The sequence below is a fragment of the Thermus sp. genome, from assembly GCF_040290245.1.
Taxonomy (GTDB): domain Bacteria; phylum Deinococcota; class Deinococci; order Deinococcales; family Thermaceae; genus Thermus_A.
Genome location: NZ_PSMQ01000031.1, coordinates 1 through 19,788 on the forward strand (window position 1 = coordinate 1; position 19,788 = coordinate 19,788).

Below are 19,788 nucleotides of genomic sequence, written 5' to 3' on the forward strand. Positions count from 1 at the left end.
AACCCTCCTTACCCCTCCGCCTCCCGAAACGCCCTTAGCCGCTCGAGGTCCTCGCGGATGAGGTCGTCCCGGCCCGCCAGGGACTCGAGGTGGTGCCTGAGCTCGTGGAGGAGGGTCTGCCAGACCTCCTCCTCCCAGTCAAACCCCTCGTCGGCCACGGCCAGGAAGGAGCCATAGTAGAGGACGATGTGCCGGCCCAGCCCCTCCCAGCCGAAGAGGGAGGGGGGGCCGGGGTCCAGGTACTCCCCCAGCCGAAAGACCCCCACCAGGCCCGGCTCCGCCTTTGCCTCCTCCAGGACGTGCAGGCCCTGAAGCCCCCTTTTGAATTCCTCGGGGATCTCCTCCCAGAGGCGCTCGGCCAGGGCCCGGAAGGCGGCGTAGGTCACCCCTCCAGTCTACCGGTGGTAGGGGTGGCCCGCCCAAAGGGTGTGAATCCGGTAAAGCTGCTCCAACAAGACCAGGAGGGCGAGCTCGTGCTGCAAGGTCAAGGGGGAGAGGGAAAGGAGAAGGTCGGCCCTTTCCCGGTCCTCTTCGCCAAATCCATCCGCATCAGCGACCAGGAAGGCGACCCGCTCCCCTTCCCACCCCTTTAAAAACCGGGCGAGGCCCAGGGTGGTGAAAAGCCTGCCCCGCTCGTCCAAGACCACCCGGCGCATCCCCTGTGAACGGGTAAACAACTCCTCCCTCTTGCGCACGAACCCCAAGCCCAGGCCGGCAACGCGGAGCCTTCGGGCATACCCCTCGATCTCCTGGGCGCAGATCCGGGGCTTTCCCACCGCGAGCACCAAGGGCCGCACACCGGTATACTAAGGCCGAAAGGAGGAAGAGGGTGAGCCCCCTCTATCCAGACCCTCAACCCCCTTACCCAGGGGGCAGGGGTGGGTGCCACAAGCGCCCAAGGAGGTGCCCATGGTAAAGGAGACGCGGCGGTTTGAACCCTTCAGCCTCGAGCCCATAAGGCTTATCGGGGAGGAAGGGGAGTGGCTGGGGGCGTTTCCCCTGGACCTAACGGAGGAGGCCCTCAGGCGGCTTTACCGGGACATGCTGGCCGCGCGGATGCTGGATGAGCGGTACACCATCCTCATCCGCACGGGCAAGACCAGCTTCATCGCCCCGGCCGCAGGGCATGAGGCGGCCCAGGTGGGCACCGCCCACGCCGTCCGGCCCGGGTTTGACTGGGTCTTCCCCTACTACCGGGACCACGGCCTGGCCCTGGCCTTGGGGGTGCCTTTGGTGGAACTGTTCGGCCAGATGCTCGCCACCCGGGCCGACCCCAACAAAGCCCGGCAGATGCCCGCCCACCCGGGGTCCAAGCGGCTCAACCTCTTTACCGTGGCCAGCCCCATCGCCTCCCACATCCCCCCAGCGGCGGGCACGGCCATCAGCATGAAGCTCCAAAAGACGGGCCAGGTGGTGGTCTGCACCTTCGGGGACGGGGCCACGAGCGAGGGGGACTGGTACGCCGGAATCAACTTTGCCGCGGTGCAGAAAGCCCCCGCGGTCTTTGTGGCCGAGAACAACTTTTATGCCATCAGCGTAAACCTACGCCTCCAGTCGGGAAGCCCCACCCTCGCGGACAAGGCCCATGCCTTCGGCATCCCCGGCTACCTGGTGGACGGGATGGACGTTCTGGCCAGCTACTATGTGGTCAAGGAAGCGGTGGAGCGGGCCCGGAACGGGGAGGGGCCGAGCCTGGTGGAGCTTCGGGTCTACCGCTATGGCCCCCACTCCTCCGCCGATGACGACACCCGCTACCGGAGCCGCGAAGAGGTGGAGGCCTGGCGGAAAAAGGACCCCATCCCCCGCTTCCAACGCTTTTTGGCCAAGCGGGGCCTGTGGGACGAGTCCTGGGAAAAAACCCTCAGGGAGGAGATCGGCCAGGAGATCGCCGAAGCCCTGAAGCAGGCGGAGGAGGCCGGGGAGGTGCCCCCCGAGTGGATGTTTGAGGATGTCTTTGCCGAGCTGCCCTGGCACCTCGTGCGCCAGAGGGAGCTTCTCAGGGAGGAACTCTGATGCTCATGACCATGGTGCAGGCCCTGAACCGGGCCTTGGACGAGGAGATGGCCCAGGACCCCCGGGTGGTCCTTCTGGGAGAGGACGTGGGCAAGCGGGGGGGGGTCTTTCTCGTGACCGAGGGGTTGCAGGCCAAGTACGGGGAGGACCGGGTGATGGACACCCCCCTTTCCGAGGCGGCCATCATCGGGGCCGCGCTGGGCATGGCCGCCCATGGGCTGAGGCCGGTGGCGGAGATCCAGTTTGCGGACTACGTCTTCCCGGGGTTTGACCAGCTGGTGAGCCAGGTGGCCAAGCTCCGTTACCGCTCGGGAGGCCAGTTCACCGCCCCTCTGGTCATCCGCATGCCCTCCGGGGGTGGGGTCAAGGGCGGCCACCACCACTCCCAAAGCCCCGAGGCCCACTTCGTCCACACCGCAGGGCTCAAGGTGGTGGCCGTCTCAACCCCCTTTGACGCCAAGGGGCTTCTGAAGGCGGCCATCCGGGACGAGGATCCCGTGGTCTTCCTCGAGCCTAAGCGCCTTTACCGCTCCCTCAAGGAGGAGGTCCCGGAAAAGGAGTACACCCTCCCCATCGGCAAGGCGGCCATCCGGCAAGAGGGTAAGGACCTGAGCCTGATCGGGTATGGGGCGAGCATGCCCGAGGTGCTCAAAGCCGCGGAGGAACTCGCCAAGGTGGGGGTTTCCACCGAGGTCCTGGACCTGAGAAGCCTCATGCCCTGGGACTATGAGGCGGTGATGAACTCGGTGGCCAAGACGGGGCGGGCCGTTTTGGTGGCGGATGCCCCCCGGCATGCGAGCTTTGTGAGCGAGATCGCCGCCACCATCGCGGAGGACATCCTAGACCGGCTCCTGGCCCCCCCCATCCGGGTCACCGGGTTTGACACCCCCTATCCCTACGCCCAGGACAAGCTCTATATGCCCACGGTGACCCGGATCCTGAACGCGGCCAAGCGGGCCTTGGAGTACTGAAGGGGCCCGTCTTCGCCCTCAAGAAAGCCCGGCCCCGCCCATGAAGGAGGTCCCATGCCCAAGGAAATCCTGCTTCCAGAACTGGCGGAAAGCGTTGTAGAAGGCGAGATCGTCAAGTGGCTGGTGGAAGAGGGCACCTACCTCAAAAAGGACCAGCCCTTCGTAGAGGTCATGACGGACAAGGTCACGGTGGAACTCCCCTCCCCCTATGAAGGGGTTCTGGTGAAGAAGCTTGCCCAGGAGGGCCAGGTGGTCAAGGTTCACGAGCCCATCGCCCTCATCGCCGAGCCTGGCGAGGCCGAGCTTAAGGAACCCCCCGTCCAAGCCGTGGAGGAAAGGTCCATCGTGGAGCCAGGCCTTCCCCCGGCGGACGAGGGGGAGGCGCTTTCTTTGTTCAAGCCGGACCGGACGGAGGTGGAGGTCAAAAACCCTTTCCTCCCCGGTCAAGGGCTTCCGGGAAAGGGGCGGGTCCTGGCCGTTCCCGCGGCGAGGAAGCTGGCCCGGGAGCTCGGCATCTCCATAGAGGAGGTTCCGGGCTCAGGACCCCTGGGAAGGGTACGGGTGGAGGATGTGCGGGCCTATGCGGAAAAACGGGCGGTTTCTCCCAAAAGCCCACCCCCTCCCAAAGGCGAGGTCCACGCCCCAGGCTTCCCGCCCCCCGTCCAGTACCGCTCCCCCAAGGGCTATGAGCACCTTGAGGAACGCGTGCCCCTCCGGGGCATCCGCCGGAGCATCGCGCAGGGCCTATGGCAGAGCCACCTTTACACCGTCCGGACCCTGACGGTGGATGAGGTGGACATGACCAGGGTGGTGGCCCTGAGGGAGCGCCTCAAGCCTGAGGCAGATAGGCAGGGGGTGCGGCTTTCTTACCTGCCCTTCATCTTCAAGGCCGTGGTGGCCGCCTTAAAGAAGTACCCCGCTTTGAACTCGAGCCTGGACGAGGAGAGGCAGGAGATTGTATTTAAAAAATATTACAATCTTGGTATGGCCGTGGCCACGGATCAGGGTCTGATCGTCCCTGTGTTAAAGGACGTGGACCGCAAAAGCATCCTGGAGCTTGCCCGGGAGGTCCACGAGCTTGCGGAAAAGGCCCGCACGGGCCGGCTTGCCCCCGAGGAGGTCACGGGCTCCACCTTCAGCATCACCAACATCGGCTCCATCGGCGCCCTCTTCAGCTTCCCCATCATCCACGTTCCCGATGCGGCCATTCTGGGGGTGCACTCCATCCAAAAACGGGCCGTGGTTATGCCCGACGACACCATCCAGGTCCGGCAGATGATGTACCTCTCCCTTTCCTTTGACCACCGGCTGGTGGACGGGGCCGAGGCGGCCCTCTTCACCAAGGAGGTCATCCGGCTTTTGGAAGACCCCGATATCCTGCTTATGGAGGCGATATGACCTACGACCTGATCGTCATCGGCACAGGCCCCGGGGGGTACCACGCGGCCATCCGGGCGGCCCAGCTCGGCCTAAAGGTGCTTGCGGTAGAGGCCGCCGAGGTGGGGGGGGTCTGCCTCAACGTGGGGTGCATTCCCACCAAGGCCCTCCTCCATGCGGCGGAGACCTACCACACCGCCAAGGAAGGGGCCTCCTTTGGCGTTTTGACCGCTCCCAGCCTGGACCTGAACAAGCTCGCCGCTTGGCGAGACGGCGTGGTCAAGCGGCTCACAGGCGGGGTAAGGACCCTGCTTAAAGGGAACCGAGTGGAGCTGGTCGAGGGCTTCGCCCGGCTTAAGGCCCCCACGGTGGTGGAGGTGGGCGGGGCCACCTACCAGGCGAAAAGCGTTATCCTGGCCACGGGAAGCGAGCCGGCCCCCCTCAAGGGGTTTGAGGTCAATGGAAAGGATGTCCTGGACTCCACCTCTGCCTTAAGGGTAGAGGAGGGCATCCCTGGGCGGCTCCTGGTCATCGGCGGGGGTGCGGTGGGGCTGGAGTTCGCCCAGATCTATCACCGCATGGGAAGCCAGGTGACCCTGATCGAGTACATGCCCCAGATCCTGCCCCAAGGGGATCCAGAAACGGCGGCCCTTTTGGCCCGGGCCCTTGCCAAGGAGGGGATCGCCATCCAGACGAGGACGATGGCCCTGGGATACGAACGGAGGAAGGATGGGCTGCACGTGGCCTTGAAACCCGTGGAAGGGCCCGGTGAGGAGAAGGAGGTCGTGGTGGACAAGATCCTGGTGGCGGTGGGCCGGAGGCCGAGAAGCCAGGGGCTCGGCCTCGAGGCCTTGGGGGTTCAGCTGGACCAGAAGGGGTTTATCCAGGTGAACCGGAGAATGGAGACCTCCCTCCCCGGCCTCTACGCCATCGGGGACGTGGCCAGGCCGCCCCTTTTGGCCCACAAGGCCATGCGGGAGGGGATCGTGGCCGCGGAAAACGCCTCTGGCCGGAACTCCGCCTTTGACTTCCAGATCCCCAACGTGGTCTACACAGAACCCGAGTGGGCCAGCGTGGGTCTGACCGAGGAGGAGGCGAAAAAGGCGGGGTACAAGGTCAAGGTGGGGAAGTTCCCCCTCGCCGCCTCTGGCCGGGCCCTGACCCTGGGCAAGGCAGAAGGCCTGATCAAGGTGGTGGGGGACGAGGAGACGGACCTCCTTCTGGGGGTGCACCTGGTGGGGCCCATGGCGGGGGAGCTCGTCGCCGAGGCCGCCTTGGCCCTGGAGATGGCCGCCACGGTGAGCGACCTTGCCCTCACCCTCCACGCCCACCCCACCCTCTCCGAGGGCCTGATGGAGGCCGCGGAGGCTTTGCACAAGCAGGCGATCCACGTCCTGAACAAATGACCCCCGCCTCTATACAATGGGGGCATGAAGATCTACACCAAGACCGGGGACCGGGGGGAGACGGGGCTTTACGGGGCGGACCGGGTCACCAAGGCCCATCCCCGGGTGGAGGCCTATGGGGCGGTGGACGAGGCGAACAGCGCCTTGGGCCTTGCCCGAAGCCTCCTCCCCTCCACCCATCTGGACCTCCACGACCTCCTCGAGCGCCTGCAAAATGCCCTCTTCGACCTGGGGGCTGACCTCGCCACCCGCCTGGGCAGCCCTTATGAGAAAAACATTGCTCGGATGGACGAGAAAGACGTGGAGGCCCTGGAAGAGGCCATCGACCGGTACATGGAGGAGTCCCCCCCCTTCACCGGCTTTATCCTCCCCGGGGGGCATCCCGCCGCGGCCGCCTTACACCTGGCCCGGACGGTCGTCCGGCGGGCCGAGCGGAAGGTGGTGGCCCTCGGCCGGGAGGAGCCCGTCAACCCCGAGGCCCTCCGCTACCTCAACCGCCTCTCCGACCTCCTCTTCGTTCTGGCCCGGGTGGTGAACCAGCGGGAGGGGGTGCGGGAGGAGGCCTGGCGGGTCAAACGGAGAAGGTGATGCGCCTCGTGAGCCTTACCGCCTCCAACACCGAGATCCTATGGGCCTTGGGTGCCCTGGACGGGCTTGTGGGGGTGGACGACCATTCGGACTTCCCCGAGGAGGTGCGAAGGCTTCCCAAAGTGGGGCCGGACCTGAACGTGGACCTGGACCGGGTGGAGGCCCTGAGGCCCGACCTGGTCCTGGCCAGCCTTTCCGTCCCGGGGATGGAGAGGGTGGTCGAGGGCCTGAAAAGGCGCGGCATCCCTCATCTGGTCCTGGACCCGGAAAGCCTCGAGGACGTCTTTCAAGGTATCCTCACCGTGGCTGAAGCCCTGGGCCTCCCTCACCGGGGGCACCAGGTGGTGGGAGCGATGCGCTACACCATGGCCCAGGCCCGCAGGGGCCTCCCCCGGTTCCCCAAGCCCCCAAGGATCTTGGTGGAGTGGTGGCCTAAGCCCGTGATCGCCGCGGGCCAGAAAAGCTGGGTCACGGGGATGCTCGCCTTCTTGGGAGCGGAAAACGCCCTCCAGGACGCGGTGCGTTCCAGGCCTCTTTCCGAACGGGAGCTCGAAGCCCTGGCCCCCGAGGTCTGGGTCCTGTCCTGGTGCGGGGCAAAGCGGCTTCGGCCCGAGGTGGCTCTACGGAGGCCCCTTAGGGTGCCCGCCTTGGAGGCGGGCCGGGTCTACCCCATCCCTGAGGCCTACCTCGGCCGTCCGGGACCGCGGCTGGCCGAGGGGGTAAGAAGGCTCGCGGACGCCCTCATCCTTTCAGGCCTATGAAGGTCATGACCCTCTGGGTCAAACCCCAAAGCAGCATCGACTCCCTCCCCGAGGCAAAGGATCTCCTGAAGGACCTCCTGGAGGCCTTTTACCAGTACTTCCCTGAGTACGAAGGATGCTTGGGGTACTCCCAGTCCCCAAGGCGGCCCCGCTACCTCTTCCTCTACATGACAGGGCCCTGCCTGGGCCTTTACCCGGAGGCCGCGCGCCATCTGGAGGAACTCCTAAAGGCCGCCTTCCCAGGGGCGGAGATCCGCAAATATGGAAAGCCCTGGCCCTAGCCCTTCCATCGCCTGGCCCCAGGGGCCTCCAGGCCCAAGAGATCCAGAATCCGTTCGGTCATGAAGGCCAAAAGGTCCTCGATCGTCTTAGGCCGGTGGTAAAACCCGGGGCTTGCGGGCATGACCACCGCCCCCGCCTGGGCCAGGCGCACCATGGCCTCGAGGGTGGGGAGGGGCAGGGGGGTCTCCCTGAGAACGAGGATGAGGGGGCGGCGCTCCTTGAGATGGACGTAGGCCGCCCGGGTGAGGAGGTTGTTGGCCAAGCCGTAGGCCACCTTGCTCAAGGTGGAGGCAGAGCAGGGCACCACGACCATCCCCCGGGTTCGGAAAGACCCCGAAGCAATGGAGGCCCCCAGGTCCGTGTCCTTGTGCACCACGTGGGCCAGCTTCTCCACCTCCTTGGGCGGAATCCCCATCTCCTCCCAAAGGACCCGCCTTGCCCCTGGGGTGAGGACGAGGTGGACCTCGAGGCCTCCAAAGCCCTGCAGCGCCTTTAGGAGGTCTAGGGCATAGGGCATCCCCGAAGCCCCGGAAAGACCCACGACGATCCGCGCAGACTCCATCGAAAAAGCCCTTTAGTCCTGGTCTTTAAGAGGACGCCACACCTCTCCCTGGAAAAACTCCTGAACCAGACGCTGGACCACCCCACCCAGGAGGACGAGGCCCAGGAGGTTGGGAACGGCCATAAACCCGTTCAAAGTGTCTGATACGGCCAGAAACCCCTCGAGGCCCCCCAAAGGGCCCACCAGGGCAAAGACAGCATAAGCGATCCGATACGGCCAGCGGATCCCCTCTCCGAACAGGTACGCCGCCGCCTCTTCCCCGTAAAACCCCCAAGACACCATCGTCCCCAAGGCAAAGACGGCCACCGTGGCCGCCAAGGCCAAACCCCCAAGGGGGTGGGCCTGGAAAAGGGTACGGGCCGCCTCAGCCGCAGTCCCGCCGGCCTGCCAAACCCCCGAGGCGATGAAGGTAAGGGCGGTCAAAGAGGTGACTAAGAAGGAGACGAACATCTCTGTCACCCCCCAGAAGCCTTGGCGGACCGGGTGGTCTACCATGGCCTGGGCGTGGGCGATGGAGGCGGAGCCCAGCCCCGCCTCATTGGCGAAAATCCCCCGACCGAGCCCCGCGTTGATGGCCGCGAACAGGCTGTACCCCGCCACCCCACCCAAAACCGCCTCTGGAGCAAAGGCCGCCTGAAGGACCAAGGCGAGGGCCTGGCCAAACCTCCCCGCGTACAGGAGCAGAAGGGGAAGAACAGCAAAAAGAAAAAGGAGGAGTTTCAAGGGAACGATGTACTGGGCGAAAAAGGCCACCCGACGGATCCCGCCGCCCAGGATAAAAATCAACAAAATCGCTAAAAACATCCCCAAAAGCCCTGGGGGCACCCAGGGGGAAAGGGCACCCCCCACGGCGCTTCCCTGGGCCAGGTTCCCACCGCCAAAGGCCGCCACCGCCGCGAAGAAGGCGAACAGCCCACCCAGAAACCGCAGGCGGGGCAGGCCCCGGGAGAGGTAGTACATGCCCCCCCCGGAGACCGAGCCGTCCTTAAACCGGCGGCGGTAGTGAACGGCCAAGGTGGCCTCGGCGAACTTGCTGCCCGTGCCCAGAAGATACCCCAGCCACATCCAGAAGACCGCCCCAGGCCCCCCCACGAGAACCGCGGCCATCATCCCCAGGAGGTGCCCCGTTCCCACCGTGGCCGAAAGGGCCACCATGGTGGCCTGGAATGGGGTGATCTGGCCGCCAAAGCCGAAGGCCCGCTCCCGGATGGCGCCAAAGGTCTCGGCAAACGAGACCTTGAGCATCCGGAAAGGTGCATTCAGCCAGCGGATGCGGAAGAAGACCAGATACCCCCCCACCAGGAGAAAGACCAGCTTCATGGGAAAGCCATAGACCAGCCGGTTTAAAACATCGTTGACCGCTAGGATATCCACGCTACACCTCCGGCACCACCTGCACCTTATCCCCCCGCCTCAGGCGGAGGCGGGAAAGGTCCTTCTCCATCAGGCCAAGCCGCCCCGGGATGCTGGGCCGGGGCCTGACCTCGAGCACCACCCCCAAAGGCAGAAGCCGGAGCCGGAAGGCCTGCTTGATCCCGCGGGCCCAGTCCTCGTAAAGCCCCTCGTCTACGAAAGCCACCCCTTCACCGGGCCCATAGATGGGCAGGACCAAAAGCTCGATCGGGGGAAGCCGGACCTCCGGCACCGCCTGCAAAACCCCCTTGGCCAAAAGCCGGTCCAGAAACTCAGCCGTGCGAAGAGGATCCCTCTCCAAAAGGAGGGCCTCGGCCACCCGCCTGCCCTCCGCTTCCCCGAGAACCCTGAGCTCCTCGAGGGAAAGCTGGATCTCGCTGGCCGCCTTGGGCAGCCGGAGAATCAGGCCCCAGTCCTTGGGTAGGTGCTCGAGGCGACGAAACGCCTCCCTGGCTTCCGCCACCCGCATGGGGGTGGAAAGCCCCCCAAGAAGGGTGGTTCTGGACGGAACCCTCTCGGGTTCAAAGCGAAAGGGGGCGCGCGAAAGCCCCGCAAGGAGCAAAAGCGCCTCCTCCCCTTCCCGTGCCCTCTCTCCCGCCTGCACCACCGCGTGCACCACCTGCCCCCCTCGGAAATAGACCTCCCCGCTTAGGAAGGGGGCTTCCACCAAAAGCGCCCCACTCCGCCCCGCGCCCATCAAGGCGGAAAGGAGGTCGGTCAGAGGGAACTCGGCCAGATCACCCTTCAGCATTCCCCCCTTTTGTACCACGTAAGGCTTCCTGGAGTAAAGCGGTATCCCAAGGGCACGCAAAGGACCCCGGTCCAAGACCAGGGCTAAGCGTTTACCATGGATACACTGGAGACCGTGGAACCCTCCCCCTTCACCGTCTTCTGGTACGCCCTCCTCACCGCTCTGGCCACCGGTCTTGGGGCCTTACCCTTTCTCTTCACCCAGAGGGTCACCCCAAAGGCCCTAGGCATCGCCAACGCAGCGGCGGCCGGGTTGATGCTTTCGGCGAGCTTTGGCCTCATCTACAAAGGGGTCCACCTCCATCTGGGTCGGACCCTTCTGGGCGTGCTCTTAGGGCTCGTCTTCATCCTTCTTTCTCACTATGCCCTAAGCGGACGGGAGATCAGCTTTGGCGATCTAAAGGGCCTGGATGCCCGGAAGGCCCTGATGATCGTAGGCGTCATGACCCTCCATTCCCTCGCGGAGGGCGTGGGGGTAGGCGTCTCCTTTGGCGGGGGGGAGGCCCTGGGGGTCTTCATCACCCTGGCCATCGCCATTCACAACATCCCAGAGGGCCTGGCCATCAGCCTGGTCTTGGTCCCCCGGGGGGTGGGCGTTCTAGGGGCGGCTTTTTGGAGCGTCTTTTCCAGCCTGCCCCAGCCGCTTATGGCCGTGCCCGCCTTCCTTTTCGTGGAGGCCTTCCGCCAGGTCTTGCCTGCGGGACTCGGCTTCGCAGCTGGGGCGATGGTCTGGATGGCGGTGGCCGAAATCCTCCCCGATGCCCTGAAGGAGGCCAGAGCCGAGGAGGTGGCCACCGCCTTGACCCTGGCTGTGGCGGCCATGGTGGCCTTTCAGATCCTCCTGGGCGGGTAAGATGGGGGCGTGGAGGTGGTCCTCGCCACCCTGACCCATCCCGGGCGCAAGCGCCCCAAGAACGAGGACTGGGTGGTGGCAGAAAGGACGGAAACCGGGGGCTTTCTTCTGGTGGCGGATGGGATGGGAGGGCATAAGACGGGGGATGTGGCCGCCCGGGTGGCCTCGGAGACCATCCTGGCCCACGTCCGGGACAAAACCCCCTCCCCCCAGATCCTCCTCGAGGCCTTTGAAAAGGCCAACCGCACGGTTTACGACCTGGCCCAGCGGCCGGAGTACCGGGGGATGGGAACGACGGCCACCGCGCTTTGGCTGGACCTGCCCTACGTCCTCATCGCCCACGTGGGGGACTCGAGGGCCTACCTTTTGCGCAAGGGGAAACTCCTCCAACTCACCGAGGACCACTCCTGGGTGGCGGAACGGATGCGCCAAGGCCTCCTTACCCAGGAGGAGGCCCGGACCCACCGTTGGCGGAACGTGATCACCAACGCCTTAGGCTCCTTTCCCGAGGCCCGGGTGGACCTCTTGGGCCTGAAGGCCGAACCCCGGGACCTCTTCCTTTTGGCCACGGACGGCCTTTACAGCGTTTTAGAGGACAAGACCCTGCAAGAGGTCCTGAAGGACCTCCCCCCGGGGGAGGCGGCCCAGCGCCTGGTGGATCTGGCGAACGAATGGGGGGGGCCGGACAACATCAGCCTGGCCATTGCCCAGCTGCCCGAAACCCTGCCCTCAAGGAGCCGCCCCTACGCCTTGGCCCTGGAGACCGCACAAGAACCGGTCCGGATCAAGCTGGGGGATCCGGAAGAAATGCCCACGCAAGTTTTGGAACCAGAACGAAAAATCCGCTTCTCCTGGCGCGATCTTCTTTTGATCGGGGCCTGGGTTGTGCTCCTCCTCTACATCCTCCTCAACCAGCGTTAGACTAGCTTGCGCGGCCAGGCGGAGTGCCGTAAACTGCCGGGGGTATGGAGCGGACGTTTGTCATGGTCAAGCCCGACGGCGTGCGGAGGGGGCTTGTGGGAGAGATCCTGGGCCGGTTTGAACGCAAGGGGTTCCGGATTGTAGGGCTGAAGATGCTCCGGATAGGCCAGGAAATGGCAGAGGCCCACTACGCCGAACACCGGGAGAAGCCCTTCTTCCAGGGTCTGGTGCGGTTCATCACCTCCGGGCCCGTGGTGGCCTTCGTTTTGGAAGGACCCAACGCCATTGCCGAGGTGCGGAAGATGATGGGGGCCACTCATCCCAAGGATGCCCTCCCGGGCACCATCCGGGGCGATCTTGCCACCACCATCGACGAGAACGTCGTCCATGGTTCCGCCACACCGGAGGATGCGGCCCGGGAAATCGGGCTTTTCTTCCGGCCAGAAGAACTTCTCTAACCGGGGGCCGCCGGGGGCTATTCCTCCAAGGGCTCGGGGCTCATCCCCGTCTGAGGCTGGGCCCTGAGCCGCTCCCAAGGGAAGTCGTCCAGAGGGTAGAACCGATCCGCCTGCTGGGCGAGGCGGTGGGAGGAAAGGGCGTGGAAGGTGGTGTTTTCCACCTGCTTGCCCATCTCCTGAATCACCCGCACCACCTCCGCAAAATCCCCGTCCCCGGAGACCAAAACCGCCACATCATAGGCTCCCGCATAGGCCAGGCGGAGCATATCGATGGCGATCTGGATATCCACCCCCTTTTCCACGAAACCGTCCGCCCGGCGCTCGAGGCGGCCCAGCCGCACCATCACGTATGGGACCCGCTTGAGGTAGTTGAGAAAGCTCTGATGGGCCTTGGCAGCGGGGTCTTCCGGGGGCAGGGGGGCGTTGTAGTAGTACGCCCTGAGGAGCTTGCGCCCAGCGGTGAGGAGGGTGATGAACTCCACAAAGTTCAGCCGGTAATCTGAACCCAGGTGCTGCACCAACCCCTTGTAGAGGTTGGAACCGTCTATGAATATGGCCACGCGTTCCATACCGCCCTCCCGGCCCCTGGGGGCCCTGGCCTTAGTCTACGCAAGAAGGATGAAAGAAGGGTAAGCGGGGACGCATATAGCCCACCGCTTGACCAAGCGGTGGGGAAGGGATACCTGAGTCTTGGCCGCCCTTTTCGGGCAAGGGCATCTTACCCTAAACGCTCTGTGAGCGCAAGGTGAGATCTACCGGATCCGCTCCGTTTCCGCATAGACATCCCGGAAGACCCCGGGAATGGGGGCGTGGGGCTTGTGAACCCGTACCCGGACCCGCTCGAGGCGTGAGAACTGCTCCAAAAGGGTCTGGGCCAGGAAGTCCGCCAGGGCCTCGATCAGGTAAAACCGGCGCCCGGTCACCGCTTCCGCCACCACCCGGTAGACGGCCGCATAGTCCACCGTCCCTTCCAACCGATCCCCACCGCCCTCAAACCCCACCCAGAGCTCCACGTCCACCACAAACCGGGCCCCCAGCCGCCCCTCCTCGGGCCTGACCCCGTGGCGGCCGTAGAACTCGAGCCCCTCTAGAACGATCCGCCCCACCTACGCCCCCAGCGCCTCCCAGACCCTGAGCGCCTCCTTGTGGGCCCGGACATCGTGCACCCTGAGAAGCCTCGCCCCCTTCTGCACCGCATAAAGGTGAGCGGCCACCGTGCCGAAAACCCGATCTTTCGGAACCTCCACCCCGGTAAGCTCCCCGATGGTCCGCTTGCGGGAAAGGCCGACCAAAAGGGGGTGGCCCAGGCAAGCGATCTCCTCGAGGCGCCTTAGGAGGGCCAGATTGTGCTCGAGGAGCTTTCCAAATCCGAACCCCGGGTCTAGGACCACCTGGGGCACGCCCACGTTCAAGGCCTCCTCCGCCTGGGTTTTCAAGAACCCCTTTACCTCGGCCACCACGTCTTTGTACTGGGCGTGCGCCATCATCCGCTTAGGATCGGGAACGGGCATGTGCATCACGACGGCGGGAACGCCAAACCGGGCGGCCAGGGCCCTCATCCTTTCGTCCCGCAAGCCCGTGACATCGTTTAGGAGGTGAGCGCCAAGCCTCAGCGCCTCTTCGGCCACCTCTGCCTTCCGGGTGTCCACGCTCACCGGGACCCCTAGGCTTAAGACGGCCTCGAGGACAGGCAGAAGCCGGCGCTTCTCCTCTTCCACGGGCACCCCCTCCGCCCCAGGCCGGGTGGACTCCGCCCCCAGGTCCAGAATGTCCGCCCCCTCGGCCACCATCTCCCTGGCCCGATTTAGGGCCTTTTCGGGGTCTAGGTAGAGCCCTCCGTCGGAAAAGGAGTCTGGGGTGAGGTTCAAAATCCCCATGATCCGGACCTGGGAAAGGTCCAAGGGCCTGTCCCTAAGCCAGAGCACCACGCCCAGGCATTATACATGAACCGCCCCCAACCGACCGTCGCTGTGGCCGGGGGTCCCCCTCCAGACCGTCTTTTGGTAAGGTAAGCCCTATGCGTTATGGAACCGAGTGGTTTCTCCGCCTTTCCGCCTACTGGTTCGCCACCAGCTTCAAGTGGTTTCTAGTCCTCCTGGTCCTCCTCCCCGCCAAGGTGGCGGAACTCTCCCCCCCGGAGGAGAAGGCCTCGAGGCTCGGCTTCCTGTTCGGCCTAGGAGCGGTGATGGCCGTGTTAGGCCCCCCTCTTGTGGGCCACCTATCGGACCGCTTGGGCAGAAGGCGGCCCTTCTTGCTATGGGGAAGCCTCCTCACCGCCTTGGCCCTTTTTCTTCTCGTCCATGCCCCAAGCTACACCCTGCTCCTCCTGGCCTACCTTCTCCTACAGGTGGCGGACGACCTAGCCACCGGGCCCTACAGCGCCCTCATCCCCGACCTGGTGCCCAAGGGGGCAAGGGGGGTGGCCTCAGGGTACATGGGGGTTTTGCAGGTGTCTGGGCAGGTCCTGGGCGGGGCCGTGGGCTTCCTCCTTCCCCTGGAAGTCCAGGGCTACCTGGCGGGCTTTTTAAACCTCCTGGGGGCGGGTTTGAGCCTGAAACTCATCCCGGACCGGCTTGCGAACCCCGCCGAGCGCACCCTTTGCGCGGCCTTGGCCGCCCCTTGGCGGGACCGGGACTTCCTCCTCGTCTACCTCACCCGATTCCTGGTGATGCTGGGCTTCTACCTGGCCCAGACCTACCTTCAGTACTATCTGGCCGATGCGGTGGGGACCTTCCAGGCCGGGGGACGAACCCTGGCCCAGGAGCCCTTTCAAGCGGTGGCCCTTTTGGGCCTGCTCATCGCCTTAGGGGCAGGGCTGGCCAGCGTGCCCGCGGGCCGGGCCTCGGATCGGTGGGGCCGGAAACCGCTTATCTACCTCTCCGGGGTAGGGTTGGGCCTTCTCATGCCCCTTATCCTTCTTTTTCCTCGGTACGACCTCCTTCTCGCCCTGGCCCTTTTCTTTGGCCTTTTTTACGGGGTCTATCTGGCGGTGGACTGGGCCCTGGTCACCGACGTCCTAAAAGACCCCAGGGCCCACGCCACGGAGATGGGCCTCTGGCAGACGGCCATCGTGCTGCCCCAGGTCTTGGCCGGGGCTTTTGGCAAACCCCTGGACCTCCTGAACGCCAGGGGAGAAGGCCTGGGATACCTGGTGCTCTTCCTGCTGGCGGGGAGCTTCTTCCTCTTGGGAACCTTCCTGGTGGCCCCCATCCGAAAAGCCCGCTAGTGTGCAAATTTATGCGTTGTAGGCAGAAGGGGCTTCCACGATCAAGGAAGGAGGCCTACCCGCCCGATGACGGGGGCGGAAGGGACCGCCAAGCGCAGCAGCCGATCGCAAAGGGTTGACAGGAATAAACATACCCCCATAGAATGCCCCTGGCCTGCTCAGGCGCAAAAGGAGGTGCAAGGTGCAAACCCTCTTGAGGCTCGCCCAGTTGATCGAGGCCCTGAACGAGCGCGTGGGCCAGTTTACCCTTTGGCTGGTTCTTCTATCCGTCCTCGTCTCGGCAGGCAACGCAACCATGCGCTACCTTTTCCGCTACAGCTCAAACGCCTATTTGGAGCTTCAGTGGTATATGTTCGCCCTGATTTTCCTATGGGCGGCCGGGTATACCCTAAAGCACCAGGGGCATGTCCGGGTGGACGTTTTTTATGGGCGCCTATCTAAGCGCGGCCAGGCCTGGGTGGACCTCCTGGGCACCCTTTTCTTCCTCCTCCCCTTTACAGCCCTGGTGATCTGGCTCTCCTGGCCCTTGGTCACGGAATCCATCCGCGTCCGGGAGATGTCCCCCGACGCAGGGGGGCTTCCCCGCTGGCCCATCAAACTCGCCTTTCTCGTGGGAATGGTCCTTTTGGCCCTCCAGGGCATTTCCGAGTTCATCAAGCGCCTCGCATTCCTAACCGGGCACCTCGAGGCCCCCACGGAGGAAGCGCCTTCTGAGGAGGTGGTCTGATGCCGTACGAATGGATGCCCCCCCTGATGTTTGTAAGTCTCATCGCCGTTCTGCTTCTGGGCTATCCCGTGGCGTTTTCCTTAGGTGCCATAGGCCTGTTTTTTGCCTGGCTAGGCATCCACTATGGCCACCTAAGCATCAACCTTTTGCAGAACATCCCCCTCCGTATTTTCGATACCATGTCCAACCAGCTCCTTCTGGCCATCCCCTTCTTCACGTTCATGGGCCTTATCCTGGAGCGAAGCGGTCTCGCAGAGGACCTGCTGGACACCATCGGACAGCTCTTCGGCCCCTTAAGGGGTGGGCTGGCCTACGCGGTGATCCTCGTGGGGGCCATTCTGGCCGCCACCACGGGCATCGTGGCGGCCAGCGTGATCGCCATGGGGCTCATCTCCCTCCCCGTGATGCTCCGGTATGGGTATAGCCCCCGTCTGGCCTCCGGCGTGATCGCCGCCAGCGGAACCCTGGCCCAGATCATCCCGCCCAGCCTGGTGCTGATCGTGATGGCCGACCAGCTGGGGGTGAGCGTGGGCGACATGTATAAAGCCGCCTTTGTGCCCGGTTTTATCCTGACTGGCCTTTACCTGCTCTATGTCCTGGTCACCACGCTTGTGCGCCCCAACGCCGCGCCCGGCCTCCCAAGGGAGGCGCGTCCTTTCGCGGGGATGGAGCCTGGGGCCCTGGCTGGGCTTTTGGCCTATGCCTTGCTTGCTTGGGCCTGGAACCAGGGGCTGCCGGGGTGGCTTGCCTTAAGCCTTGGCGCGCTCTTAACCCTCTACCTGGCTCGAAAGAACGCGCTCTTCTTAAGGGTCGTCCGCGTCATGATCCCCCCTTTGGTGCTTATCTTCTTGGTCTTAGGCACCATCTTCCTAGGGGTGGCCACACCCACCGAAGGAGGGGCAATGGGCGCTGTGGGGGCTCTCCTTCTGGCCTTGGCCAACCGCAGACTCACCTTTTCCCTCCTTTGGCAGGCCATGGAGGCCACAGCAAAGCTTACCAGTTTCGTCGTGTTCATCCTGGTGGGCTCACGGACGTTTAGCCTGGTCTTTTACGGCGTAGATGGCGACCTCTGGGTGGAACACCTTCTTAGCAACCTCCCCGGTGGGGAGATTGGCTTCCTCCTTCTGATCAACCTGGCCGTTTTCCTGCTCGCCTTCTTTCTGGATTATTTTGAAATTGCCTTCATCATCCTGCCCCTCTTGGCGCCAGCGGTCAAAGCCATGGCCTCCAGCGTGGGGCTGGAGGTTAACACGTATCTGGTTTACTTTGGGGTCCTGCTGGGGGTAAACCTGCAGACCTCCTTCATGCATCCACCTTTTGGCTTTGCCCTTTTTTACCTTAGAAGCGTGGCCCCTCCCAGCGTCAAGACCTCAGACATCTACTGGGGGGCCGTTCCTTTCATCCTGATTCAGCTCCTGATGGTAGGGCTTCTCCTTTTGGACAAGAACCTCGTCCTGAGGTGGCTCTAAAATCCGGATTCTCCTCAGACAGCCGGGAAGGCAAACTGCTCGTAGCCTAGCTCGGCCACAGCGAACCAGCGGTACTGCTCCTCCCGGAACTTCTTCCAGGCGGTGTAGACCTTGCGGTAGGTGGCATCCTTGGCCGCTTCCTCCTCGTACCAGTCAAAAGCCGCCTTCTGCGCCGCCTTCATGATTTCAGCGGGCCACTTCCTAAGCCTAACCCCCGCCTTGAGAAGGCGCTGCAGGGCAGCAGGGTTGACGTGGTCATACTTGGCAAGCATGGCCAAGTTGGCCTCGGCCGCCGCCACCTCGAAGGCCTGTTGGTACTCTTTGGGCAGCTTCTGCCACTCCTTGAGGTTCACGTAGAAGGAAAGCTGGGGCCCGGGCTCCCAGAAACCGGGGTAGTAATAATACTTGGCCACCTTGTAAAAGCCAAGTTTTTCGTCGTCGTAGGGGCCCACCCACTCGGTGGCATCGATCGTCCCCCGCTCGAGGGCCGGGTAGATATCCCCCCCCGCCAGAACCTGGGGCACCACCCCAAGCCGGCTCATCACCTGACCCCCAGGACCGGGAATCCGCATCTTCAAGCCTTTTAGGTCTGCCAGGGTCCCGATCTCCTTGCGGAACCAACCCCCCATCTGGGCGCCCGTGTTCCCGCCCGGGAACTGGATGATGCCAAAGTCGGCAAAGATGGACCGGAAAAGCTCAAGCCCGCCGCCGTAGTACATCCAGGCGTTCTGCTGCCTGGCGGTAAGACCAAAAGGCACCGCGCAGTCGTAGGCGAGCACCTGAGCCTTGCCCACAAAGTAGTAGCTCGCGGTATGCCCCGCCTCCACCGTACCCTGCTGGACCGCGTCCATCACCTGGAGGCCAGGGACGATCTCCCCCCCCTGGTAGGGCCGGATCTGGAACCTTCCCCCGGTGAGCTCCCGCACCCGGTCGGCCAGGACCTCCGCACCCCCAAAGATGGTGTCCAGGCTCTTGGGGAAACTAGAGGCCAGCCGCCAGCGCACCGTAGGGGCCGCCTGGGCGAAGACGGGGCCGAAGGCTGCGCTCGCCGCCACACCCACGCCTACTTTCTTCAAAAAATCGCGCCGCTTCATTGTTCACCTCCCATAGGAGTGGTGCGGAGGGATTATACCCTAGGCACCCCCTCCACTTGCAAGCCCCCGCATAAGATTTCAGTACACATAGAAGTGCGTCTCCGCCACATCGTAGCGATGGCCCCCGGAGGCCTCGAGGTAGATCCCAAGCCTCGCATCCCAGTCGGTGAACACCCCTTCCAGCCGGACCTGGGCCGGGGCGGGGGCCTCGGTGTACACCGCCCGCACCCGGTGAAGCCCCCCAGGGGGAACCAGGGTGTAGCGCACGGGCCGGTTCGGCAAGAGATGGGTCCCCGCGGAAAGGTAGACCCGGTCAAACTCATAGGTGCGGCCATCCGGGTCGATGGCCACCAGGGTCACATACCCCGGGCGGGCCAGGGTGAGGATGAACCGCACCTCCTCCCCCACAAAGTACCTTCCTCCCGCCCCCCGGTCCGGTTCAAAGCGGTAGATGGCGGGCTCGAGGCCCACCCGGTAGGTGAGGCCGATCCCCTCCGGGTACAGCCGGATCGTACACCCCGTGAGAAGGAGAGCCAAAAGCCAGACTGGCCGCATACCCTCAGGATACCCTTCAGGGGGAGGGCAGGGCTTAATCTGGTCTTAACAAAAGGCCCTGGACCACGGGGCGGAAGCTTTTCCGGTGGGCGGGGGAGGGCCCAAGCCGCTTCAGCGCCTTTTGGTGCTCCGCCGTACCGTAGCCCTTGTGCCGGGCAAAGCCATAGCCAGGGTACAGCCGGTCCAGCTCCTCCATCAGACGATCCCGGTGGACCTTGGCCAGAATGCTTGCCGCGGCCACACTGGGGCTTTTCTCCTCCGCCTTCGGAAGGGCGAGGAGGGGTAGGGGGGTTTTGAGAAAAAGGTAATCCGTGACGAGCGCCTCCGCCTCCAGGCCCGAAAGCGCCCGCCCCGCCGCAAGG

At 64.4% G+C, this 19,788-nt stretch carries 24 protein-coding genes; 13 read left to right on the forward strand and 11 right to left on the reverse strand.

Going from position 1 to position 19,788, the window contains the following annotated elements; all coding sequences use genetic code 11:
- Window positions 1-8: 8 nt before the first annotated feature.
- Both C4301_RS05815 and C4301_RS05820 read right to left on the reverse strand, forming a co-directional pair.
- Window positions 9-386, reverse strand: a complete 378-nt coding sequence (locus C4301_RS05815; protein WP_352414162.1) for a metallopeptidase family protein — start codon at window positions 384-386, stop codon at window positions 9-11.
- A 9-nt stretch (window positions 387-395) separates the two neighbouring features.
- Window positions 396-797, reverse strand: a complete 402-nt coding sequence (locus C4301_RS05820; RefSeq protein WP_352414163.1) for a 23S rRNA (pseudouridine(1915)-N(3))-methyltransferase RlmH — start codon at window positions 795-797, stop codon at window positions 396-398.
- Window positions 798-909: 112 nt separating this feature from the next.
- On the opposite strand from C4301_RS05820, the gene C4301_RS05825 reads away from it, so the two are divergent.
- From C4301_RS05825 to C4301_RS05855, 7 genes are read left to right on the forward strand one after another with little or no spacing between them, the layout of a single operon-like run.
- Window positions 910-2,013 carry a thiamine pyrophosphate-dependent dehydrogenase E1 component subunit alpha gene (locus C4301_RS05825; RefSeq protein ID WP_352414164.1) on the forward strand — a complete coding sequence of 368 codons (1,104 nt, stop codon included), beginning with the start codon at window positions 910-912 and terminating at the stop codon, window positions 2,011-2,013.
- Window positions 2,010-2,984, forward strand: coding sequence for an alpha-ketoacid dehydrogenase subunit beta (locus C4301_RS05830; RefSeq protein ID WP_352414183.1), 975 nt, complete (start codon window positions 2,010-2,012; stop codon window positions 2,982-2,984). The genes C4301_RS05825 and C4301_RS05830 overlap by 4 nt, the downstream gene beginning before the upstream one ends.
- Before the next feature lie 54 nt (window positions 2,985-3,038).
- Complete coding sequence (locus tag C4301_RS05835) at window positions 3,039-4,382, forward strand: dihydrolipoamide acetyltransferase family protein (protein WP_352414165.1); 1,344 nt, start codon at window positions 3,039-3,041, stop codon at window positions 4,380-4,382.
- Window positions 4,379-5,767 (forward strand): dihydrolipoyl dehydrogenase, encoded by a 1,389-nt coding sequence (lpdA, locus tag C4301_RS05840; protein WP_352414166.1) that lies wholly within the window; start codon window positions 4,379-4,381, stop codon window positions 5,765-5,767. Before C4301_RS05835 ends, lpdA begins: the two co-directional genes overlap by 4 nt.
- 24 nt (window positions 5,768-5,791) lie before the next feature.
- Window positions 5,792-6,355 carry a cob(I)yrinic acid a,c-diamide adenosyltransferase gene (locus C4301_RS05845; protein ID WP_352414167.1) on the forward strand — a complete coding sequence of 188 codons (564 nt, stop codon included), beginning with the start codon at window positions 5,792-5,794 and terminating at the stop codon, window positions 6,353-6,355.
- Window positions 6,355-7,116: a cobalamin-binding protein gene (locus C4301_RS05850; RefSeq protein WP_352414168.1), complete on the forward strand. Its 762-nt coding sequence runs from the start codon at window positions 6,355-6,357 to the stop codon at window positions 7,114-7,116. Before C4301_RS05845 ends, C4301_RS05850 begins: the two co-directional genes overlap by 1 nt.
- Window positions 7,113-7,397 (forward strand): hypothetical protein, encoded by a 285-nt coding sequence (locus C4301_RS05855; protein WP_352414169.1) that lies wholly within the window; start codon window positions 7,113-7,115, stop codon window positions 7,395-7,397. The genes C4301_RS05850 and C4301_RS05855 overlap by 4 nt, the downstream gene beginning before the upstream one ends.
- Here C4301_RS05855 and C4301_RS05860 read toward each other — a convergent pair.
- From C4301_RS05860 to C4301_RS05870, 3 genes are read right to left on the reverse strand one after another with little or no spacing between them, the layout of a single operon-like run.
- On the reverse strand, window positions 7,394-7,960 hold the full coding sequence (locus tag C4301_RS05860; RefSeq protein ID WP_352414170.1) for a UbiX family flavin prenyltransferase: 567 nt from the start codon (window positions 7,958-7,960) through the stop codon (window positions 7,394-7,396). The genes C4301_RS05855 and C4301_RS05860 overlap by 4 nt on opposite strands.
- Window positions 7,961-7,972: 12 nt before the next feature.
- Window positions 7,973-9,334: an alanine/glycine:cation symporter family protein gene (locus tag C4301_RS05865; RefSeq protein WP_352414171.1), complete on the reverse strand. Its 1,362-nt coding sequence runs from the start codon at window positions 9,332-9,334 to the stop codon at window positions 7,973-7,975.
- Window position 9,335: 1 nt separating this feature from the next.
- Entirely contained in the window at window positions 9,336-10,124 is a 789-nt protein-coding gene (locus C4301_RS05870; protein ID WP_352414172.1) for a DUF4388 domain-containing protein, read from the reverse strand.
- Between the two features lie 96 nt (window positions 10,125-10,220).
- Between C4301_RS05870 and C4301_RS05875 the strand changes: the two genes are divergently transcribed.
- Genes C4301_RS05875 through ndk form a run of 3 tightly spaced genes read left to right on the forward strand, consistent with a single transcriptional unit; the run spans window position 10,221 to window position 12,355 of the window.
- Complete coding sequence (locus C4301_RS05875) at window positions 10,221-10,976, forward strand: ZIP family metal transporter (RefSeq protein WP_503012396.1); 756 nt, start codon at window positions 10,221-10,223, stop codon at window positions 10,974-10,976.
- 9 nt (window positions 10,977-10,985) lie between these two features.
- Entirely contained in the window at window positions 10,986-11,897 is a 912-nt protein-coding gene (locus C4301_RS05880; RefSeq protein WP_352414173.1) for a PP2C family protein-serine/threonine phosphatase, read from the forward strand.
- Between the two features lie 44 nt (window positions 11,898-11,941).
- Window positions 11,942-12,355 carry a nucleoside-diphosphate kinase gene (gene ndk, locus C4301_RS05885; RefSeq protein ID WP_352414174.1) on the forward strand — a complete coding sequence of 138 codons (414 nt, stop codon included), beginning with the start codon at window positions 11,942-11,944 and terminating at the stop codon, window positions 12,353-12,355.
- A gap of 17 nt (window positions 12,356-12,372) precedes the next feature.
- Here ndk and C4301_RS05890 read toward each other — a convergent pair whose 3' ends face one another.
- From C4301_RS05890 to folP, 3 genes are all read right to left on the reverse strand, one after another.
- On the reverse strand, window positions 12,373-12,924 hold the full coding sequence (locus C4301_RS05890) for a LabA-like NYN domain-containing protein (RefSeq protein ID WP_352414175.1): 552 nt from the start codon (window positions 12,922-12,924) through the stop codon (window positions 12,373-12,375).
- A 183-nt stretch (window positions 12,925-13,107) separates the two neighbouring features.
- Window positions 13,108-13,461 (reverse strand): dihydroneopterin aldolase, encoded by a 354-nt coding sequence (gene folB, locus C4301_RS05895; RefSeq protein ID WP_352414176.1) that lies wholly within the window; start codon window positions 13,459-13,461, stop codon window positions 13,108-13,110.
- Window positions 13,462-14,280, reverse strand: coding sequence for a dihydropteroate synthase (gene folP, locus C4301_RS05900; RefSeq protein ID WP_352414185.1), 819 nt, complete (start codon window positions 14,278-14,280; stop codon window positions 13,462-13,464).
- 92 nt (window positions 14,281-14,372) lie between these two features.
- Here folP and C4301_RS05905 point away from each other — a divergent pair, with 92 nt between their 5' ends.
- The 3 genes from C4301_RS05905 (at window position 14,373) to C4301_RS05915 (ending at window position 17,777) form a co-directional block, all read left to right on the forward strand.
- Complete coding sequence (locus C4301_RS05905; protein WP_352414177.1) at window positions 14,373-15,581, forward strand: MFS transporter; 1,209 nt, start codon at window positions 14,373-14,375, stop codon at window positions 15,579-15,581.
- A 181-nt stretch (window positions 15,582-15,762) separates the two neighbouring features.
- On the forward strand, window positions 15,763-16,308 hold the full coding sequence (locus tag C4301_RS05910) for a TRAP transporter small permease subunit (RefSeq protein WP_352414178.1): 546 nt from the start codon (window positions 15,763-15,765) through the stop codon (window positions 16,306-16,308).
- Window positions 16,308-17,777 (forward strand): TRAP transporter large permease, encoded by a 1,470-nt coding sequence (locus tag C4301_RS05915; RefSeq protein ID WP_352414179.1) that lies wholly within the window; start codon window positions 16,308-16,310, stop codon window positions 17,775-17,777. The genes C4301_RS05910 and C4301_RS05915 overlap by 1 nt, the downstream gene beginning before the upstream one ends.
- Window positions 17,778-17,791: 14 nt before the next feature.
- Here C4301_RS05915 and C4301_RS05920 read toward each other — a convergent pair whose 3' ends face one another.
- The 3 genes from C4301_RS05920 to C4301_RS05930 form a co-directional block, all read right to left on the reverse strand.
- Window positions 17,792-18,871 (reverse strand): TRAP transporter substrate-binding protein, encoded by a 1,080-nt coding sequence (locus C4301_RS05920; protein WP_352414180.1) that lies wholly within the window; start codon window positions 18,869-18,871, stop codon window positions 17,792-17,794.
- 78 nt (window positions 18,872-18,949) lie between these two features.
- Window positions 18,950-19,426, reverse strand: a complete 477-nt coding sequence (locus tag C4301_RS05925) for a DUF4384 domain-containing protein (protein ID WP_352414181.1) — start codon at window positions 19,424-19,426, stop codon at window positions 18,950-18,952.
- Window positions 19,427-19,460: 34 nt separating this feature from the next.
- Window positions 19,461-19,788, reverse strand: a 328-nt coding sequence (locus C4301_RS05930; RefSeq protein WP_352414182.1) for a ribonuclease HII, incomplete at its 5' end; no start/stop codon positions are given.

Excerpts from the sequence above, each read along its gene's own strand:
- C4301_RS05825 (WP_352414164.1), top strand. The coding sequence starts at position 910 with ATGGTAAAGGAGACGCGGCGGTTTGAACCCTTCAGCCTCGAGCCCATA.
- C4301_RS05835 (WP_352414165.1), top strand. The coding sequence starts at position 3,039 with ATGCCCAAGGAAATCCTGCTTCCAGAACTGGCGGAAAGCGTTGTAGAA.
- lpdA (WP_352414166.1), top strand. The coding sequence starts at position 4,379 with ATGACCTACGACCTGATCGTCATCGGCACAGGCCCCGGGGGGTACCAC.
- C4301_RS05845 (WP_352414167.1), top strand. The coding sequence starts at position 5,792 with ATGAAGATCTACACCAAGACCGGGGACCGGGGGGAGACGGGGCTTTAC.
- C4301_RS05850 (WP_352414168.1), top strand. The coding sequence starts at position 6,355 with ATGCGCCTCGTGAGCCTTACCGCCTCCAACACCGAGATCCTATGGGCC.
- C4301_RS05855 (WP_352414169.1), top strand. The coding sequence starts at position 7,113 with ATGAAGGTCATGACCCTCTGGGTCAAACCCCAAAGCAGCATCGACTCC.
- C4301_RS05860 (WP_352414170.1), bottom strand. The coding sequence starts at position 7,960 with ATGGAGTCTGCGCGGATCGTCGTGGGTCTTTCCGGGGCTTCGGGGATG.
- C4301_RS05870 (WP_352414172.1), bottom strand. The coding sequence starts at position 10,124 with ATGCTGAAGGGTGATCTGGCCGAGTTCCCTCTGACCGACCTCCTTTCC.
- C4301_RS05875 (WP_503012396.1), top strand. The coding sequence starts at position 10,221 with ATGGATACACTGGAGACCGTGGAACCCTCCCCCTTCACCGTCTTCTGG.
- ndk (WP_352414174.1), top strand. The coding sequence starts at position 11,942 with ATGGAGCGGACGTTTGTCATGGTCAAGCCCGACGGCGTGCGGAGGGGG.
- C4301_RS05890 (WP_352414175.1), bottom strand. The coding sequence starts at position 12,924 with ATGGAACGCGTGGCCATATTCATAGACGGTTCCAACCTCTACAAGGGG.
- C4301_RS05905 (WP_352414177.1), top strand. The coding sequence starts at position 14,373 with ATGCGTTATGGAACCGAGTGGTTTCTCCGCCTTTCCGCCTACTGGTTC.
- C4301_RS05915 (WP_352414179.1), top strand. The coding sequence starts at position 16,308 with ATGCCGTACGAATGGATGCCCCCCCTGATGTTTGTAAGTCTCATCGCC.
- C4301_RS05920 (WP_352414180.1), bottom strand. The coding sequence starts at position 18,871 with ATGAAGCGGCGCGATTTTTTGAAGAAAGTAGGCGTGGGTGTGGCGGCG.
- C4301_RS05925 (WP_352414181.1), bottom strand. The coding sequence starts at position 19,426 with ATGCGGCCAGTCTGGCTTTTGGCTCTCCTTCTCACGGGGTGTACGATC.